Consider the following 13,044-nt stretch of genomic DNA (forward strand, 5'->3'; position numbering starts at 1 on the left):
GTCAGTCTCCTACCGGTTGACGGTCTCCGCCGCCGCGGTGCGCATCGAGCGCGTGCTTGATGCGGCGCAGCGATTCCCGGCCCGCATCCCCGAGCCGCAACGCGACCCCGGTGACGAGCACGTCGATCGCCATCATCATCGCGTAGCGCGATGTCGAAGGCTTGTAAATGAAATCGGTTTCGAACGCGACGACCGGAATCAGGTGATCGGCGAGCGCCGCAAGCGGCGACGCCGGCGCCGTGATCGCGATCAGCGTCGCGCCATAACGCTTCGCGACGCGGCAACTTTCGAGCAACTCGGGCACGCGCCCGCTCACCGACAGCGCGACGACCACGGCGTCGCGCGACAGCGTCGCCGACACCATTCGCTGCAACAGGCTGTCCTGATAGGTCGCGACCGGTCGGCCAAAGCGCACGAGCCGGAAGCGCAGTTCGTCGGCGAGCGCGGTCGAGCCGCCGCCCTGCCCGTACACATAAATCATCTTCGCGCCGGCAAGCAGGTCGGCGGCCGCGTCGAACGACGTATTGCGCAGCAACTGGTGGTTGTGCGCGAGCGCGACGCGGATCTCGTCGTAGACGACCGATGCGGCATTTGCATCTTCGCCGGGATGCTCGCCGGAAGGCGCGAGAAAGCGCTGCCCGACGGCCGCTGCCTGCGCAACGAGCACCTTCAGTTCTCGCACGTCGCGGCAGCCGACGGCCTTCGCGAATCGCGTGACCGTCGCGACGCTGACTTCCGCGTCGCGCGCGAGCGCGCCGATGCTCGCATGCGCGGCGCGCGCGAGATCGGCGAGGATGAACGCTGCGACCTTGCGTTCGGCTTCACGCAGCTCTGGCGCGCATTCGGCGATCCGCGCAACGATATCGAGGACCGGCGCGGCGAACGGCGCGGACGGCGGGTCGGCTGCAAATGCAGCGGACGGAGTCACGGGCGTATTCATCTGAGAAAAAGGACGCGAAGCTCGATGTTACTAAATAACATCACCGCGCCGATGCTACTTTCTGTACCATCTGCGTGTCAACTTCAGTGCAATGCATCGTGATGATGGAGCGGGATGAGATGAAAGTTACAAACTATCAAGAACCGACAATCAATCCGTTGGGCAAGGGTCTCGGCAACGTGCCGAGCGCGAGCGTGCCGCTCGACGACGCGGGCCGGCTCGAGTGGAACCTGCTCGCGGAAGACGTAAGCCTGCCGGCCGCCGTCCTGTACGCGGATCGCATCGAACACAATCTGAACTGGATGCAGGCGTTCGTCCAGCAGTACGGCGCGCAATTCGCGCCGCACGGCAAGACGACGATGGCGCCGCAACTGTTCCGCCGCCAGCTCGCGGCAGGCGCGTGGGGCATCACGCTCGCGACCGCGCATCAGACGCAGGCCGCGTATCACGGCGGCGTGCGGCGCGTGCTGCTCGCGAACGAGCTGGTCGGCCGCCAGAACATGACGATCATCGCCGGGCTGCTGTCCGATCCCGATTTCGAGTTCTTCTGCCTCGTCGATTCGGCCGACAGCGTCGACCAGCTCGGCCGCTTCTTCGGCGACGCGAACAAGACGTTGAACGTGCTGATCGAGCTCGGCGTGCCGGGCGGCCGCGCGGGCGTGCGCGACGCCGCGCAGCGTGAGGCCGTGCTGGGCGCGATCGCTCGCTATCCCGGCACGCTGAAGCTCGCGGGCATCGAACTTTACGAAGGCGTGCTGAAGGAGGAAGGCGAAATCCGCGCGTTCCTGCAGGATGCCGTCGCGTTCACGCGCGAGCTGGCGGAAGCCGGCCGGTTCGCGCGCACGCCGGCGATTCTGTCGGGTGCCGGGTCGGCGTGGTACGACGTGGTCGCGGAAGAATTCGCGAAGGCGTCCGATGCGGGTTTCGCGGAAGTCGTGCTGCGTCCGGGCTGCTACCTGACGCACGACGTCGGCATCTACAAGAAAGCGCAGACGGACGTGTTTGCGCGCAACCCGATCGCGCGCCGGATGGGCGAAGGGCTGCTGCCGGCGCTGCAGCTGTGGGCGTACGTGCAATCCGTGCCGGAAGCCGACCGCGCGATCATCGCGCTCGGCAAGCGCGACGCGGCGTTCGACGCAGGCTTGCCCGAGCCGGCGCGCCACTTCCGGCCGGGCCGCGACAGCGCGCCGCGCGACGTCGCCGCGAGCGAGGGCTGGGCAGTCACCGGGATGATGGACCAGCACGCGTACCTGAAGATTCCGCCCGGCGCCGACGTGAAGGTCGGCGACATGGTTGCGTTCGACATCTCGCACCCGTGCCTGACGTTCGACAAGTGGCGCCAGCTGCTCGTCCTCGATCCGCAGTTCCGCGTGACGGAAGTCGTCGAAACGTTCTTCTGACGCATCGCACGCGCCGCGTGAGCGCTCCGCCGTCGCGCGGGGCGTTCGTCACGCGCGCTTCAATCTGCCGGAGTACACTGCGCTTTCGTCCTCGGTGCCGCTTCGCCGCCGTTGCTCCAGCCTGCCGCACACGGCGCGAACGGACCCTCAACGCTGTTCAATGGAGAAAGCCATGGCCGCGAAGAAGATCCTGTTCCTGACCGGTGATTTCGCCGAAGACTATGAAACGATGGTGCCGTTCCAGGCACTGCAGGCGGTCGGCCACCACGTCGACGCGGTCTGCCCGGGCAAGCGCGCGGGCGACAAGGTCAAGACCGCGATCCACGATTTCGAAGGCGACCAGACCTACACCGAAAAACCGGGTCACAACTTCACGCTGAACGCGACGTTCGACGACGTCGATGCGTCGGGCTACGACGCGCTCGCGATCGCGGGCGGCCGCGCGCCCGAATACCTGCGCCTCGACCCGAAGGTAATCTCGCTGGTGCGCGCGTTCGCGGAAGCCGGCAAGCCGATTGCCGCGATCTGCCACGCGGCGCAACTGCTCGCGGCCGCCGACGTGATCCGCGGCAAACGCATCTCGGCCTACCCGGCCTGCGCACCCGAGGTGAAGCTCGCCGGCGGCGAATATGCGGACATCCCGGTCGACGCGGCCGTCACCGACGCGCCGTTCGTCACCGCGCCCGCATGGCCCGCGCATCCGGCATGGCTCGCGCAGTTCCTCGCGCTGCTCGGTACGCGCATCGAGCTTTGAACGGCGCCGGCGTGAATTGAAATAATGCGAAGTAAGCGAAACGCCGACAGGTGCAGGGGCGTACGCGCACTGCGCGTCGCCGGTTGAGCGCGGCCGACGGGTGCGCCCCGTCGGGCCCCGCTGCTTCAGTGCGGCGCCGGGGGCGAGCCGACGTCGGCGATCCGCGACTCCAGCATCGCGAGCGCGCCCGACAGCGCGGTCAGCACGTCATCCGGCAATTGCGCCATCGTCTGTTCGATGAACGCCTTGCGGCGCGGCAGACACGCGTCGAACGCGGCGCGGCCTTCGGCGGTCAGCGTGACGTTGGTCACGCGGTTGTCGCGCGCATCGGACGCGCGCTCGATCCAGCCGAGCGCGTCGAGCGACTTCAACTGGCGCGTGAGCGCGCCCGGATCGATGCGCAGCACCTCGACGAGCTTCTTCTGCGACGAATGCCCGCCCATCGTGTGCAGTGCGACCATGATCCGCCAACGCGGCATCGGCTGTCCGACGTGCGTCTCAAATGCGGTCATGAACGCGCGATACGTGCGTCCGAATTGCTGCAAGATCGCGACGCGGTCCTGTTCTTCCATGCGCTCAGTTCTGTTCGTTCAATCGGTCAGTCGGCCGCGACGTGCGGCTCGATCTTGTGCCGCAACGCGATCGGCGGCACGCGTCGGCACTGCCACACCGATACCACGGCGACGACGGCCGCCATCGCGACGCCGACGTGGATCGCGCCGACCAGCGATTCGCGGGCCGCTTCCAGCAGCAGCGCGCCATTATGCCCGGCGCGCGTGAGCTCCGCGACAAGACCGCCCTGCGCGGCGCGATCGATTAGTATCTGCGGATCGGCGAGCTGCGCATGCCATTGCAGCGCGTGATCGCGCGACAGCGCATCGCGCACGCCGCTCGAATACAGCTGGTTGACGAGCGTGCCGGTCAGCGCGGTGCCGATCATCCCGCCGACCATACGCAGCGACTGCAGCAGCGCGGTCGCGATACCGAGATGCTCGCGGCCGGCCGTCTGCTGCGCGAACACGGTCAGGTTCGGCAGCACGAAGCCGAGCCCGATCCCGCCGGCCACCATCAGCGCCATCAACATCCAGCCCGGCGTGGCGTGCGTCGCCACGACGACCCCTGCGCACGCGATGGCGAACAGCACGAACCCGACCTGCAGCATCGCGTTCGGATTGCGGATGCGCGTGACGACACGGCCGTTCATGATGCTGCCGATCGTGATGAACACGACGAGCGGCGTGATCACGAGCCCCGCCTCCTTCGGCGACATTCCGAAGCCGCCCTGGAACAGCAGCGGCGCGTAGAACAGCAGCGAGAACATCGAGAAGCCGGCCAGGATCGCGAGCACGAACAGCGCGGCGAGCGCCCGGTTGCCGAACATGTCGAACGGCAGAATCGGCTGCGCCGAGCGCTTTTCCCAATGCCACAAGCCGATCCCGGCGCCGACCGCGACGACCAGCAGCAGTGACGCCCAGCTCGCCGCGCCGTACTTCGGCAGCCATTCGACGAACAGCTGCAGCGCACCGAGCGACAACGCGATCAGCAGCGCACCGGGCCAGTCGAGCCGCATCTTGCGCTGATGCTCGACGTGGCGCAGGTGAGGCAGATAGCGCCACACGAAGAACAGCGAAAGGATGCCGATCGGCAGGTTCACGTAGAACACCGAGCGCCACCCGAACGACTGCGTGAGGAACCCGCCGAGCGACGGCCCGATCGCGTTCGCGATGCCGAAGGCCGAGCTCATCAGCACCTGCCAGCGCAGCCGCACGACCGAGTCGGGGAACAGGTCCGGAATGCACGCGAACGCAGTGCCGACCAGCATCCCGCCGCCAATCCCCTGCAGGCCGCGCGCGAGGACCAGGAACAGCATGTCGTTGGCCATCCCGCATAGCACCGACGCGCCGGTGAACACGACGATCGACGCGATGACGAACGGCTTCCTGCCGTAATAGTCGCCGAGGCGGCCGAAGATCGGCACGGTAATCACGGAACTGAGCAGGTACGAGGTCGCCACCCACGCGTACAGGTCGAAACCGCGGAGTTCGGCGACGATGGTCGGCAGCGCGGTGCCGACGACGGTCTGATCGAACGCGACCAGCATGGTGACGAACGAGATCCCGATCATCGCCAGCAACGATTCACGGAACGGCAGCAGTTGCCCGCTCGAATGGTGGGCGGCAGTATGGACGGCCATTTTTTGTTGATGCAACTTTTGACGGGTCAAGCAATCTCAAAATTCTAGCATGCCGGAGTAATCTAGGCCGGCGACGTTCGGGGGCCCGTTCCCGGCCGCGAAGGAGAAACATGGAACCGATTTCGATCACGCCCGCGGCGACGCTGTCGCCGGAAGACCAGGACGCGCTGCGGCGCGCGAAGCAGGTGCTGGAAAGCCCGTCGCTGACGATGAAGCTCACGGGCGTGCTGGGCGCGCCGGTCGAGAAAATGATCGCGCGGCTGCCCGATTTCGCGACCGGGAAGATCAACGACGCGACGCAGCTCGCGCTGCGCAAATGCCTGAACATCGCACTGCGCACGCTCGGCAAGCCGCAGACGCCCGATGCGGAGCCGGAGAAGCCGAGCAACCTGCTGCACAAGCTCGCGGTCGCGACCACCGGCGCTGCGGGCGGCGCGTTCGGCTTCCTCGCGTTGCCGGTCGAGTTGCCGGTGACGACCACGCTGATCTTCCGCTCGGTGTGCGACATCGCGCGCAGCGAAGGCGAGGATCTCGGTTCAGTGGATACGCAGCTGCAGTGCCTGGCCGTCCTCGGCATGGGCGGTGCGCCGGACAAGCAGGAGGAAGAAGCCGATCTCGGCTATTTCGTGCTGCGCGGTGCGCTCGCGCAGGCGATTTCGAAGGCGTCGTCGGACATCACGACGAAGGGCGTCACCGCGCACGGCTCGGCAGCGGTATTCAAGCTGGTGCAGACGGTCGCGTCGCGCTTTTCGGTGCAGGTGACCGAGCAGATGGCCGCGAAGTCCATCCCGGCGATCGGCGCGGTGCTCGGCGCGACGGTCAACACGCTGTTCATCGACCACTTTCAGCAGATGGCGCACGGCCACTTCACCGTGCGCCGGCTCGAGCGCAAGTACGGGTCGGTTGCGGTGAAGGCCGCGTATCAGGCGATCGACGGCTCGCCCGCGCGCTGAATCGCCCGCTCGACCGCGACGCGACGCAGGAACGCCGCGGCACGATCGAGCGCGTCGCGCGACTCCGGCACCATCGGCGTGTACAGCTGCCACACGTGCGGCATGTCGGGCCACACCTCCAGTTCCACCGGCACGCCAGCCGCCTTCGCGTTGTCGGCAACGCGCCGCGCATCGTCGAGCAGCACCTCGGTGCTGCCCGCCTGGATGAACAGCGGCGGCAGTCCGGCAAGATCCGCATAGAGCGGCGACGCATACGGATGCGTCGCCGGTGCATCACCGAGATACAGCTTTGCCGCCTTCGGCAGCGCGGCGGCCGAGAACATCGGGTCGCGGCCGTCGTTGGTACGCATCGTGTCGCCGGTGCCCGCGAGATCGGTCCACGGCGAGAACAGGATCGCGCCGGCCGGCAACGGCTCGCCGCGATCGCGCAGCGCGACGAGTGTCGCGAGCGCGAGACCGCCGCCTGCCGAGTCGCCGCCGAACACGATCGACTCGGGCGGCGTGCCGAGCGCGAGCAGTTGGCGATACGCGGCCAGCGCATCGTCGAGCGCAGCCGGGAAGCGGTTTTCCGGAGCGAGCCGGTAGTCGAGCGAGAACGAGCGCACGCCCGCGCGCCGGGTCAGCCGGAACACGAGCGGCCGATGGGTTTTCGTCGAACAGAAGTAGTAGCCGCCGCCGTGGAAATACAGCAGCGTGCGGCCGGCGCCGCGCGCCGCGACCGCGCCGGTGCGCTCGAGCCATTCGCCGCGCAGCGGCGCGTCGCCGGGCCCGTAGCATTCGCGCAGCCGATAGCCCGACGGCACACGCCGCGGGATGACCATTCTGAGGTCGGTGAAGCGCCGCGCGCGGGCGGGGTCGAGCACCGGGCGCATGGTCTCCGGACGAAACTGCCAGCGCAGCAGCCAGCACGCGAACTTGCTTTGCCAACTCATCGAACACACTCCGTCGTCGCGGTGTGGCGATGGTACGTGCAATCGTCGCCACGCCGCTCGACCGGAGCCTCCATATCAAACGCGGGCGCGCGGATTCGCCGGGCTCAGTTCGCCGGCATCAGCTGGCCGCGGATTTCGCCGGCCGGATGCTCCTTCGTGTGCACGTTGAAGTACCACTTGCCGCTCATCAGCTCCGTCACCTGCGCGTCGGTGAGCTCCTTCTCGCCCTTGATGGGGCTCGCAAGCCCGTCTTTCGGGATCGGCACCTGCACGCCCGCGTTCTGGCCGACCGGCGCGGGACCGTGGAAGTGGGCGGCGGTCGCCGGACCGGTGAGGTGATCGTAAGTCACCGTCCACCGAAGCATGTGGGTAGCCGTGTCGTAGGTAGCGTCGACCGCGCCGGAGCCTTTCGTCGCGGTGGGCGGCACCTCGCTCGACGGCTGCAGGCTGGCGGACAGATGCATCGTTTCGGCGGCGGCACTGCCGGCGGCCATGACGCCTGCGAGCAATACGGCCTGGAGCAAACGCAGCTTCAGCATGAATCCTCCTTGTACGACTTGGGACGCCGCCCGGCCGGGGGCGCTCCATGATGGTAGTCGATCGCCGCTGATCCGGCAGCACATGCGCGAACCGCCAGCCTGCCGGAACCAGGAAGAGACCTTTGCACCGCAAGCCCTGAATCCGCGTGCGGCCTTTCGCTACACTTCGTCTCACAGTTGCTTGTTTCCTTCGTCCGAAGGAGTCTGCGAGTATTCACGCGGCCGCCCGGCCGCGTTTTTTTTTGCCCGCGCCGCCTCGAATCGGGCCTCGGGATGCAGATTGGTTACCGCGAACCGCCGATCATCACGAATCGACCGGGTGACGAGCAGCTGCGGCGACGCTCGCGCATCACGCGCGATAGCCCGGATCGATGCGATCGACGATGCGCTGCAGCGCGTCGAATGCGTCCTGCCCCGCACCGTGCTTCGGATCGAAATTCAGCGAATCGCGCACGCAGCCCTCGAGTACCGATGGCTCGATCGGCAATGCGTCGCCGATAGCGCGCGTTGCGACCTGCACCTCACACGCGCGATTGAGCAGCCACATCAGCGAGAAGGTCTGCGCGAGCGTCGCGCCGATCGTCACCGGCCCGTGGTTGCGCAACAGCAGCACAGGTCGCCCGCCGGCGCTGGCGACGATGCGCCGGCCTTCGTCGAGATGCACGGTGATGCCCTCGAAGTCGTGATAGGCGATCTTTCCGTACAGCTGCGCGGAGTAGAAGTTCGAGAACGATAGCCCGTCGCGCGAGCAGCACACGGCCATCGTCGGCGTCGTGTGCACGTGCATCACGCAATGCGCATCCGGGAGCGCCGCGTGGATCGCGCTGTGGAACGTGAAGCCCGCCGGGTTGATCGGCCAGTCGGAATGCCCGATCACGTTGCCGTCGATGTCGATTTTCACGAGATTCGACGCGCAAACCTCGCGGTAATGGAGCCCGAACGGATTGATCAGGAAATGGCCGTCTTCGCCGGGCACGCGCAGCGAGATATGGTTGTAGATCAGCTCGGTCCAGCCGAGATGGTCGAAGATCCGGTAGGCGGCCGCGAGCTGCACGCGCGCCTGCCATTCGGCTTCGGAGAAACGGGCGGGACGCGTGAACGGCTGGTTCGGTACACGTTGCATGGGCTACTCCGGTTGCGGGCGGGCGCGGCCGCACGTGCGGCGCACATCGTCCATCGTCGGCAGGCGCCAGATGCGCGGATGGCGCATGCGGCGCGGCGTGCGGCAAGGCTCCGACCCGCATTGCGCGAGCCGCCGCCGAGACCGTCACGTCATGGATATCGTTGCGTGCACAACGATATCACCTTTGCCCGCACGCCGGTATCGCGGGTTTTGCCGGAGTCGTTCGCGCCCTTACAGCTGGTCGTCGACGGGCAGCAGCGTGAAGATGCCCGTCATCACGTTGCGCAGCAGCCCCGCATGCGGGTCGACGTGATAGGTCGTGGTGCGGCCGTCGTCGGTACCCGTCCATTCAAGCGCGGGCGGGCTGCCGTCCGCCTGCTTCGCGAGCGTCACGCGGTAGCTTTCGTCGGGCTGCGTGACGCGCGCGAAGATCGCCGCGGCCTGCTCCGCGAGCACCGGGCTGTGGATCACCAGCGCCAGCTCGGTGTTCAGGTGCGCGGAGCGCGGGTCGAGGTTCAGCGAACCGATCACGAGGATTTGCCGGTCGATCACATATGCTTTCGCATGCAGGCTCGCACGCGAGCGAGAGCCGAACAGCCGTGGCGGCGCCTGGTCCGGCTGCGACTTGAATTCGTATAGCTCGACGCCGCGCTGCAGCAACGGTACGCGATACGGCGCATAGCCGGCCTGCACCGCGATCGCGTCGGTCGCGGCCAGCGAATTCGTGACGATCGCGATACGCACGCCGCGCGCGGCCGTGTCGCCGAGGATCTTCACGCCGGCGTCGTGCGGCACGAAATACGGCGAAAACGCGAGGAACTCCTTGCGTGCGCCGCGCGCGAGTTCGGCCAGGCGCTGCATCGGCGGACTCACGTAGGTGCCGGTCGGTCGCGCGATCTTGTCCGGCGCATCGACCTTGAATTCGGCCGGCGCCCACACGAGCTCGAGCTGCTCGCGTGCGATCTGCTGCGCGAGCGGCGTCGCGTTCAGGGGCTTCGCGTTGTACGGATCCGCGTTCTTGCGCCAGTGCTCGCGCAACTCGTCGCGCGTCGCGTCGAGATCCTTCGGATCGAACTTCTGATGATTCAGCACGCGCAGCGGATAACTGCTCGCGCTTGCCCAATAGTCGTCGAAGCTCTTCGAGATGTCGTGCGTCACCGGCCCGGCCGACAGCACGTCGAGATCGCGGAACTGCAGGGTCGGGCTCGCACTGAAGTATTCGTCGCCGAGGTTGCGGCCGCCGACGATCGCGAGCTGGTTGTCCGCGATCATCGCCTTGTTGTGCATGCGGCGCGTGAAACTGTCGATGCGCGTGAGGAAGTTGGCCGTGCGCTCGACCATTCCGCGCTGCGACGCGCCGAACGGATTGAATACGCGGATCTCGATGTTCGGGTGCGTATTCAGCGAGGCCATCACGCGGTCGATGTCGTGGAAGTTCAGGTCGTCGACCAGCATCCGCACGCGCACGCCCCGATCGGCCGCGTACAGCGCCGCGGCGAGCAACAGCTTGCCGGTCGTGTCCTCGGTCGCGATGTAGTACTGCATGTCGAGCGTCTTCGTCGCCGCACGCGCGAGCGCGATACGCATCTGCAACGCGGTCGCGCCGTCGGCGAGCAGCCGGAAACCGGACTGCCCCGGATGCGCGGCCGCCGGCGCCGCCAGCGCGTCGCGCAGCGGCGTCGCGCTGTCGGCCGACAGCGCGTGGGACACCGGACGATCGAGCGACGTGGCGGGCGGGTGCGTCGCGCAGGCGACGAGCGGCAGCAGCGCGCACGCGATCAGTGCGCGGGCCGGGCGGCACACGGCGCGCCACGACAGCGCGGCCGGTGCGCGCCGGATCAAAGACGTGAGCACGGAGGCTTCCTCGACAATCGGATCAATGGGCACGTGATCGCCGCGGCGCGCGGCTGACGGGCAGTTCCGGCCGATTCTAGTAGCCGCCCGATGAACCGGTCAATCGCACGGCGGGCCAGAGCGCCGCCGCGCGGCCGCCGCGCAAGCTCGGCGCGCCGGTGGTCCAACCAATCTCACGACGTGTTGCCACTTCGCTCGAAATGACTTCGCACATAGTCGATATGGGTCTGCATCGCGGTGCGCGCCTCCTCGGGCCGGTGCGCGCAGATTGCATCGCAGACGACACGGTGCTGCTGCAACAACAACTCGGACGCCTGCTCGTCGCACGTCGTCATCCCGGCGACGTTGATCGAAATGTGCTCGCGCAGCATCCCGATCACGCTCGTATGCAGATGCAGGAACATCGTGTTGTGCGATGCGAGCGCAATCGCCTCGTGCAGCTTCGCGTCGGTTGCCGCCTCGACGGCCGCGTCCTCGTTCGCGTGCGCGGTTTCCCGTACCGATAGAAATCCATGGAGGAGACACCCATGCAGGTTTGGCGTCAGATCTATACGCCGCTCGGCAGCCTCGGGCTGTCGGCGTTCGTCGCCGCAATTCCGATCATCTTCTTTTTCGTCGCGCTTGCCGCATTGCGGATGAAGGGGCACGTCGCCGCGGCAATCACGCTGCTGCTGTCGCTCGGCGTCGCGATCCTCGCGTACCGGATGCCGGTGCCGCAGGCGCTCGCGGCGGCCGGCTTCGGGTTCGCGTACGGCCTGTGGCCGATCGCCTGGATCATCGTCGCGGCCGTGTTCCTGTACAAGATCGTCGTGAAAACCGGCCAGTTCGACGTGATCCGGGCGTCGGTGCTGTCGATCACCGACGACCAGCGGCTGCAGATGCTGCTGATCGGCTTCTCGTTCGGCGCGTTCCTCGAAGGCGCGGCCGGCTTCGGCGCACCTGTCGCGATCACGGCCGCGCTGCTCGTCGGCCTCGGCTTCAAGCCGCTGCATGCAGCCGGGCTCTGTCTGATTGCCAATACCGCGCCGGTCGCGTTCGGCGCGATGGGCATTCCGATCATCGTCGCCGGGCAGGTGACGGGCCTCGACGCGTTCCACATCGGCGCGATGGCCGGCCGCCAGCTGCCGCTGCTGTCGCTCGCCGTGCCCTTCTGGCTCGTGTTCATGATGGACGGGCTGCGCGGCGTGCGGCAGACGTGGCCGGCCGCGCTCGTCGCCGGCGGCAGCTTCGCGATCACGCAGTATTTCACGTCGAACCACATCGGGCCGGAGCTGCCGGACATCACGTCTTCGCTCGTCAGCCTCGTGTCGCTCGCGGCGTTCCTGAAGATTTGGCAGCCGAGCAGTGCGACGCAGAGGGCAGGCGGGATCGTCGTGTCCGGCGGCGCTGCGGCGCTCGCCGGGTTCGGCGCGGGCGACGGCGGTTCGGGCTCGAGCCGCCGCGCGTCGCCGTACACGTTCGGGCAGACGGTGCGCGCGTGGTCGCCGTTTCTGATCCTGACGGCCGTCGTCACCGTGTGGAGCCTCGCGCCGTTCAAGGCGCTGTTCGCCGTGCACGGCGCGCTCGCATCGACCGTGCTGAAGTTCCACGTAGCCGGGCTCGATCAGCTGATCGTGAAGACTGCGCCGATCGCCGCGACGCCCAAGGCGCTCGATGCGGTGATGAAGATCGATCTCGTATCGGCGGTCGGCAGCGCGATCCTCGTGACCGCGCTGATCTCGATGGCACTGCTGCGGATGAAGCCGCGCGACGCGCTCGTCACGTTCGGCGAAACGCTGAAAGAGCTCACGCGCCCGATTCTGTCAATCGGCCTCGTGCTCGCGTTCGCGTTCGTCGCGAACTACTCGGGGATGTCGTCGACGCTCGCGTTGATGCTCGCCGCGACCGGCGCCGCATTCCCGTTCTTCTCGCCGTTCCTCGGCTGGCTCGGCGTGTTCCTGACCGGCTCCGACACGTCGTCGAACGCGCTTTTCTGCTCGCTGCAGCAGGCGACCGCGCATCAGCTCGGCGTGCCCGAGACGCTCGCGGTTGCCGCGAACACGACGGGCGGCGTGACGGCGAAGATGATCTCGCCCCAGTCGATCGCGGTCGCATGCGCGGCGACGGGCCTCGTCGGCAGGGAGTCCGAGCTGTTTCGCTTCACGGTGCGCCACAGCCTGCTGTTCGCGGTGATCGTCGGTTTGATCACGCTGGTGCAGGCATACGTACTGCCCGGGATGGTGCCGTAACCGCCGGCGCGGCGGCGCGGACCGGCGCTTTGCGCACCACTTTCCCGGCCGCTGAAAAAAAGAAACCCCCACGCCCGCGAGCGCGTGGGGGTTTCTGCATGGACATCGTCGTCGCGGCTGCCGGGTC

General features: G+C 67.4%; 11 protein-coding genes and 1 pseudogene. 4 read left to right on the plus strand and 8 right to left on the minus strand.

The window, feature by feature from the left end; translation table 11 throughout:
• Position 1: 1 nt before the first annotated feature.
• Complete coding sequence (locus WK25_RS13290; protein ID WP_069241746.1) at positions 2-940, minus strand: MurR/RpiR family transcriptional regulator; 939 nt, start codon at positions 938-940, stop codon at positions 2-4.
• 119 nt (positions 941-1,059) lie between these two features.
• Here WK25_RS13290 and WK25_RS13295 point away from each other — a divergent pair, with 119 nt between their 5' ends.
• Together WK25_RS13295 and WK25_RS13300 are read left to right on the plus strand one after the other, a co-directional pair.
• On the plus strand, positions 1,060-2,340 hold the full coding sequence (locus WK25_RS13295) for an amino acid deaminase (protein WP_069241747.1): 1,281 nt from the start codon (positions 1,060-1,062) through the stop codon (positions 2,338-2,340).
• Between the two features lie 172 nt (positions 2,341-2,512).
• Entirely contained in the window at positions 2,513-3,094 is a 582-nt protein-coding gene (locus WK25_RS13300; protein WP_040141946.1) for a DJ-1/PfpI family protein, read from the plus strand.
• 125 nt (positions 3,095-3,219) lie between these two features.
• Here the strand turns inward: WK25_RS13300 and WK25_RS13305 are convergent, their stop codons facing one another.
• Positions 3,220-3,666: a MarR family winged helix-turn-helix transcriptional regulator gene (locus tag WK25_RS13305; protein WP_040141948.1), complete on the minus strand. Its 447-nt coding sequence runs from the start codon at positions 3,664-3,666 to the stop codon at positions 3,220-3,222.
• Between the two features lie 26 nt (positions 3,667-3,692).
• A complete protein-coding gene (locus WK25_RS13310; protein ID WP_069241748.1) occupies positions 3,693-5,288 on the minus strand; it encodes an MDR family MFS transporter in 1,596 nt (531 codons plus the stop codon).
• Positions 5,289-5,398: 110 nt separating this feature from the next.
• Here WK25_RS13310 and WK25_RS13315 point away from each other — a divergent pair, with 110 nt between their 5' ends.
• The gene (locus tag WK25_RS13315) at positions 5,399-6,241 is read left to right on the plus strand and encodes an EcsC family protein (protein ID WP_069241749.1); all 843 of its coding nucleotides are present in this window, start codon (positions 5,399-5,401) and stop codon (positions 6,239-6,241) included.
• Here the strand turns inward: WK25_RS13315 and WK25_RS13320 are convergent.
• From WK25_RS13320 to WK25_RS13340, 5 genes and pseudogenes are all read right to left on the minus strand, one after another.
• On the minus strand, positions 6,211-7,173 hold the full coding sequence (locus WK25_RS13320; protein ID WP_040141952.1) for an alpha/beta hydrolase: 963 nt from the start codon (positions 7,171-7,173) through the stop codon (positions 6,211-6,213). The genes WK25_RS13315 and WK25_RS13320 overlap by 31 nt on opposite strands.
• Positions 7,174-7,277: 104 nt before the next feature.
• Positions 7,278-7,712, minus strand: coding sequence for a CHRD domain-containing protein (locus tag WK25_RS13325; protein ID WP_040141954.1), 435 nt, complete (start codon positions 7,710-7,712; stop codon positions 7,278-7,280).
• Between the two features lie 349 nt (positions 7,713-8,061).
• Positions 8,062-8,835: a class II aldolase/adducin family protein gene (locus WK25_RS13330; protein ID WP_040141956.1), complete on the minus strand. Its 774-nt coding sequence runs from the start codon at positions 8,833-8,835 to the stop codon at positions 8,062-8,064.
• Positions 8,836-9,066: 231 nt separating this feature from the next.
• Positions 9,067-10,689, minus strand: coding sequence for a phospholipase D family protein (locus WK25_RS13335; protein WP_069241750.1), 1,623 nt, complete (start codon positions 10,687-10,689; stop codon positions 9,067-9,069).
• A 173-nt stretch (positions 10,690-10,862) separates the two neighbouring features.
• Positions 10,863-11,183, minus strand: a pseudogene (locus WK25_RS13340) (FadR/GntR family transcriptional regulator); the annotation flags it as partial.
• Positions 11,184-11,216: 33 nt separating this feature from the next.
• Between WK25_RS13340 and WK25_RS13345 the strand changes: the two are divergent.
• Positions 11,217-12,917, plus strand: a complete 1,701-nt coding sequence (locus WK25_RS13345) for a lactate permease LctP family transporter (RefSeq protein WP_069241751.1) — start codon at positions 11,217-11,219, stop codon at positions 12,915-12,917.
• Positions 12,918-13,044 lie beyond the last annotated feature (127 nt).

It is taken from the genome of Burkholderia latens (genome assembly GCF_001718795.1).
Taxonomy (GTDB): Bacteria; Pseudomonadota; Gammaproteobacteria; order Burkholderiales; family Burkholderiaceae; genus Burkholderia; species Burkholderia latens_A.